This is a genomic window from Methylobacterium sp. CCH7-A2 (genome assembly GCF_001557075.1).
In the GTDB taxonomy this organism is placed as follows: Bacteria; Pseudomonadota; Alphaproteobacteria; order Rhizobiales; family Beijerinckiaceae; genus Allobosea; species Allobosea massiliensis.
In genome coordinates this window covers 1-5,846 of record NZ_LSKN01000118.1, presented here as the reverse complement: position 1 = coordinate 5,846, position 5,846 = coordinate 1, and the positions used below count along the sequence as shown (strand labels likewise).

Sequence of the window (5,846 nt, the reverse complement as noted above, 5' to 3'; positions counted from 1 at the left end):
AACCGGCAATCGCCGGTGACCACCGTCAGCTACACCACGCTATGGGACACGACCACGATTGACCATGCCAGGAGGGTGCTCATGGTCGAATGGGGCGTCCGGTGGCGCGTCGTCATAAGCATGCGAGTTGTCGAAACCGAGTAGCCGATTCCCTTTCTGATCTTGCAAAATAAGCGCATACGAAAGGCCATGAGGACGCTGCGGCGTGACGATTGTCCATTCTGCGCGTATCACGAGCTGCCATCCGTTTGTCAGGGCAAACACGCCCGCCTGGTCGATCAGGCCCTCTAGCTCTCTCTCATTAAACATATATCGACCTGTGATATAAATCAATGAACGCGGCTGGAGTTCCAGTCACAGTGATCTTTATTGGCAATTGGCAACGGATTCGCGCTTGGAAATCAACGCGGACGCTATTTTCAAAAGTTGGACGCGCCTCGCTCGCCGATGTCGTTGAAGCGCTGGATCGGATCGCGGGGTAGATCGCCACGAACCGCAGCCATGCGAGTTGGTCGGTCATGCTAGCCAACATAACCTGCTCGACTGTCGTCTTCCTGATGGAGCGTCTGCAACGCTACCTTGTTGGCGGTGGCGGAAAACCGTTGGAGAAAAGTCTCGCGACTGGCATTTAGGAGAGCGGCGTCCGATAGTCCTTCTGCTTCAAGGAACAAGCGAAGCACCTGACGAACCGTGGCGTCGTCGCGTGGATGGTGCCGGTGGCTCAGGAACTCGCGCGCTGCAACCGATTGGGTTTCCTCCGCGAGCTGGTGCGGGGCAAAAACGGGATCGCGCCGCTCGGCGCTCCGGGCGATCAGGATCGTTCGAATGCACCAAAGAGCCCGTTTCGTCAGGAGCAAAGCGTTAAGTTCGTCCCCATAGAGGACGAGATACCAACCGAAGTCTGCCGCCCGGCCGATCTCGTCGGCATAGCTCGCCCTGAGCTGAAATGCATCTCGGAGCTTCTCGAGATAGCCGTCAGGATCGATCAGCGCCCTCGCTTCGCGGACAAGATGGCAAACAAAGAGATCGCCGCTATGCGCGTCCTGCGCCAGTTGGCGCCAAGGATAGACGAATAGCGACAGGTGACCGACCGAGACGTGACGGGTGTCGTCGTCGAGATCGATTATCAGCAGATCGGTGTCGGAGCCTTCCGACTGATCGCCGCGGGCAAGACTTCCAAACAGAATGGTGGCCGCTATTGCCATGGTCGATGCACGCGCCAGAGTCGGGGACAGCAGGTGCGAGTTGTCGGGAGCGTCACTATCATCGGACCGATTGTGAAGCGCGCGCGAGCGCCTCGATCGACATCTGGCGCGAGGAGGCACGCGCCTGGGTGACCTCGTCGCGATTGTGAAGAACAATCTGCTGCTTCTCGGGCTTGAGCACGCCCGGCTCGACGTCGAGATTGTATTCGCTCATCAGGTAGAAGCTGAGGCTCAAGCGGCACGGCCGTATGAGCCGGCCATCCGTCATGGCGTGCTCGGCGGCGACGGCTGCCTGCCGCTCAGGCGGCAAGCCCGGATTCGGCCGAATGACAAGATTGATTTTATGGACCCATTCGAAATCGAGTGCGACGTCAACCGTAGCAGGCCGGTGGGCGAGGACCGCAATTACCCTGTTGAGATTGTAGTCTCGAAAATCATTGTGGTCGCGTGACCATGACCGCACGTACCAGCGGCCGGCACTGTGGGCGAGGGCATGGGGTGCGATCGTCCGGGACGGCTGAACCGAGCCGGTCAGCGACGCGTACTCAATGTCGATTTCTTGCCGTTTGCGGATTGCGTCCAGCACGCGCAGCAAGACCGTCGGATCGGTCGCTCTGCGGCCTAGGGTGATGACTTCGATCGGCGGAATGGCGTCGAACCAGGTGTCGCCGGGCCGCATCCAGTGATTTTCGATAGCGACTAGCTGGAGAAGGTAGCGCTCAATCGTCTCGCCTATGAATGCCGGCGCGAAACCTTCGGCACGGATATAAGCCTTCTCGGCGCGGTCGTAATGGAGATTTTTGGGGGCGATCTTCTCATACTGCCCGATATCCGCCGACGCCTGTTGTGCCGAGATGCCGAACGTGACCGACAGGTCGCTGCGATTGAATCGGCCGTCCCAGAAAAGTCTGAAGTCGATAAATTCGAGCCGTCGGCGGACCCCCCAGCGCAGCCGCTCGCTTCCCTCCTCCATATGTTGTCCTCCAAGAAACGCGATTCTCATCAGAACATCGCGTCTAGTTACTTGACGTGATGGCACGCCGTCCCCAAATCATATGGACGGACGTAGGGAGCAAGGCAACCGCGGCGTCAAGGAGCGAGATGGTCTGCATGGAAGCGTCCGAAGAAGATCAACAGCTTAGGAGGCCGTTCCGTGTGCTCAGCCTCGATGGCGGCGGTATGCGCGGCATCTATACGGCGGCCTTCCTCGGCCGCCTGACCGATCAGTTCGCCCGGATCAGAGGCGAATCGGCGCTCGATCTTGGTCGAGGATTTGATCTCATCACCGGAACCAGCACCGGCGCGATCGTGGGCTGCGCGCTTGCCGTCGGGCGGCCAATGACCGAGATCGTCGGGCTTTATCGGGAGCACGGCCCGAAAATTTTCCCGCATCGGATTGCCGGTAAGCGCAGCGCGATCTACCGCGCTACGCAAGGTAGTCGTTTTGTCCGCGAGGGCGACAAAGCGCTTCGCGAAGCCCTGACGGCAGTGCTTGGCGACGTCACCATGCTTGATGTTTTCGATGGGCGGGGCATTTCACTGTCCGTCCCTACCGTGCTGATGAGCGAGCATCGCGCCTGGGTTTTCAAGAAGACGCCCAAGAGCGGCGTGCGTGACGATCGCTATCCGCTCGTGGATGTGTGCCTGGCGTCCAGCGCGGCGCCGATCTACCGCTCGCTCGCCGCGATCGACGATCCGAATACCCCGGGCGGCCCGAAGCAGGTGTTCGCCGACGGGGGTCTGTGGGCGAACAATCCGATCATGGTCGGGCTCGTCGACGCGCTGACGATCGCTGCGCCGGAGCAGCCGATTGAGATATTCTCGCTCGGAACCTGTCCGCGTCCGGAAGGCGATCATCTCGACGCCGAGACCGCCCATCGGTCAATGCTCGACTGGTCGCTTGGCGCCGACGTCGCGCCGCTCAGCATCGCGGCACAGGAGTTTGCCTTCGACAACATGGCGCGGCTGCTCGCCAACGCGATGACGAATTGCGGGCGCTCGATCCGGCGGGTGCGGTTCCCCAACAAGCCGGTCCCCGCCAGCATGATGCCGTACTTGGCGCTCGACGACACGCGCCCCGAGGCGATGGATCGCTTGATCGGTCAGGCCAACACCGACGCCGACCTCACCAAGAGCGCCTGCGACGACTTGAACAGTGAGGACGGCCGAATGATCCGGCGCCTGCTGCTCGACCTGCCGGCAATGCCGTTCACCGGCGCGATCTGGGATCGCGTTTTGACACAAACCCAGAAAGGATAGGTGATGTACGACTGCGCCAAAGACGTTCGTGCGTATGACGATCAGGAGGTGACTCTTCCCAAGAGCGAGCAGGATGCGATGCGCGACCGGCGCGACGCGAACCGTACTCGGCTGCGCAACGGCTTGGCCAACGCCAACAAGCCGGCGCCGCTCGAGTTCATCAAGCAGGGTAGCTACGCCATGAAGACCATGGTCCGCGACCCGGACAACGACTACGACATCGATGACGGCGTCTACTTCCGCAAGGAAGATCTGGTCGGCGAACGCGGCGCTGAGATGACGTCGTTGCAAGCCCGCCAGATGGTCCGGAATGCGGTCGATGACGGCAAGTTCAAGCGTGCGCCCGAGGTCCGCTCCAACTGCGTTCGGGTCATTTACGAGAAGGGCTATCACGTCGACTTGCCGGTGTATCGTCGCGTCGTGACCTCGACGGCGTTCGGCGATGAGGTCCACTACGAGCTCGCGGCGAGCAGCGGCTGGAAACGATCCGATGCTCGCGACGTCTCCGATTGGTATGAGGATGAAAGGGCCAAGTCAGCGGATGGCGTCCAGCTCCGCCGGATCAACCGCGACCTGAAGAAGTACGCCCGCAGTCGCTATAGCTGGCGCGGCGGCATCCTCAGCGGCTTCGGCATCACGGTGCTCACGACCGAGCGGTTCCGGGTCAATAACCGGGAAGATCGGGCGCTCTATGACACCATGGTGGCGATCCGCGACCGGCTCAACTGGGATCTGCAAGTTGTGCATCCGGTCACGCCCGGCGACTACATCACCAGCGGTAGCGACGATGCCGGAGCGCGGTGCTTTCGCGACAAACTCACTGAGGCGATCGATACGCTCCAGCCGCTGTTCGAAACCGACTGCACGCGCGAGCGCGCCCTGAAATGTTGGGACAAGATGTTCGCGACCACCTTTTTCAGCGAGCGGCTCGAGGAGGAGAAGCGCGCTGCCGTGGCAGCCCCGGCGATCATCGGCTCGGCGGCGCTGTTGGGCGCGACGGCAGCTGCGGCGGCGGCCGTCAGCAGCGCCGGTGGCGGCCGCCATGCCTGAGCAGCCTCGCACGCTCCGTTGGCGGCAGGCCGCGCTTCGGCTCGAAGCAACGTTGCGCGAGCTGACGGGGCAGGCGCCCGCGCGTCTCGATCAGGCCACGATCAGCAGCTGCTACCCGACGCGCCGTTGGGCTGCGGCTTGGCGGGTCAGCGTCGCCTTCTCAGACGGCGTGACGCGCAGGATCGACATCGTAGCGACGGCGGGCTTCCCGACTGTGCCGGTTCGCACGGCGCTCGTCGACCACCCCGCGCTTCTGACCTGGCCGCATGTCGAGAGCGATGGAATTCTCTGCCTATTGCCCAACATGGCGGAATGCGATCCCGATGATCCGTCGGCCGTGGCCGCGAACCTGTTGCACCGTTCGGTCCGTCTGATCGAGGAGCTGCTGGAAGGCGCGATCGTCGACCGGGACTTTCGCGCGGAGTTTTTGACCTATTGGGCCTATAAGGCGCACGCGAAGGGTGAGAAACTCTACAGTCTGCTTCAACCGGTGCCGCCATCGCGTTTGGTGCAGGTCTGGAGAGGCGAGGGACTGGAGGTTGTCGGCGAGACTGCCGAGGTCTTGGCCCAATGGGTGCGTCGGCGTTTCGGCCAGGATGTCGACGTCAAAACCGAGGACGCCGCCTTTCTCTGGCTGGGCGAGCCACCTCTTCCATCCGCCTATCCGGAGACGGCCGCGGACCTTCACGCTTTGGCGACCGAGCTCGGGAGCGACGCAAGGGCGGTCATCGATCAAGCGGCGGTCGGAGAACCCGATCATCTCGTCGTTGTCTTGGGTGCGACGGGTCGGGGCGGCGTGGGCTTGGTCGGCGTCAAGGTGCCCAATCCGAAGTACCTGAAGTCGACTCCACGGTCGACACGGGAACCCCTGTCGAAGGGCTTTCGGCCTGGCCACACGCCTAAGCCGGTCTTGCTGGCCCGTTTTTTCGGCGCCGGCCCTGTCATTCGCAGCTCACTTCAACGGGCGGATGCAATGTGGGTTCATGGCCGCGGCAGCGATTCCCGCACAGAAAGGCTATTGGGCGCGACGGTCGTGTTGATCGGCTGCGGATCGGTCGGTGCGCCGATCGCCTGCGCCCTCGCTCAGGCTGGCATCGGTCGCCTCATCCTGATCGACCCCGAAACGCTCTCCTGGCCGAACGTTGGCCGCCATCCCTTGGGCGCGTCAGCGGTCGGCCGGCATAAGTCCGAGGCGTTGGCTGAGCGATTGCAAGCTGATTTCCCCCATCTTCGGTGTCAAACGGCGCGCAATATTGCCCCCCGATCGGCGTCCAATCTTGGGTCTGACGCAATCTCGCTGCAGCTTCGGTCACATTGCACCGATGAGGCGAG

General features: G+C 62.3%; 5 protein-coding genes. 3 read left to right on the top strand and 2 right to left on the bottom strand.

Annotation, left to right across the window (positions count from 1 at the left end; genetic code table 11):
- Nucleotides 1-521 precede the first annotated feature (521 nt).
- Nucleotides 522-1,205, bottom strand: coding sequence for a nucleotidyltransferase domain-containing protein (locus AX750_RS10165; RefSeq protein WP_067254029.1), 684 nt, complete (start codon nt 1,203-1,205; stop codon nt 522-524).
- Between the two features lie 58 nt (nt 1,206-1,263).
- The gene (locus tag AX750_RS10160; RefSeq protein ID WP_067254026.1) at nt 1,264-2,178 is read right to left on the bottom strand and encodes a WYL domain-containing protein; all 915 of its coding nucleotides are present in this window, start codon (nt 2,176-2,178) and stop codon (nt 1,264-1,266) included.
- 137 nt (nt 2,179-2,315) lie between these two features.
- Between AX750_RS10160 and AX750_RS10155 the strand changes: the two genes are divergently transcribed.
- The 3 genes from AX750_RS10155 to AX750_RS10145 all read left to right on the top strand — a co-directional run.
- On the top strand, nt 2,316-3,464 hold the full coding sequence (locus AX750_RS10155; protein ID WP_082752432.1) for a patatin-like phospholipase family protein: 1,149 nt from the start codon (nt 2,316-2,318) through the stop codon (nt 3,462-3,464).
- A 3-nt stretch (nt 3,465-3,467) separates the two neighbouring features.
- A complete protein-coding gene (locus AX750_RS10150) occupies nt 3,468-4,514 on the top strand; it encodes a cyclic GMP-AMP synthase DncV-like nucleotidyltransferase (protein WP_066716857.1) in 1,047 nt (348 codons plus the stop codon).
- Nucleotides 4,507-5,846: ThiF family adenylyltransferase (locus AX750_RS10145; RefSeq protein ID WP_082750837.1), on the top strand; the 1,340-nt coding region annotated here is incomplete at its 3' end. The genes AX750_RS10150 and AX750_RS10145, both read left to right, overlap by 8 nt.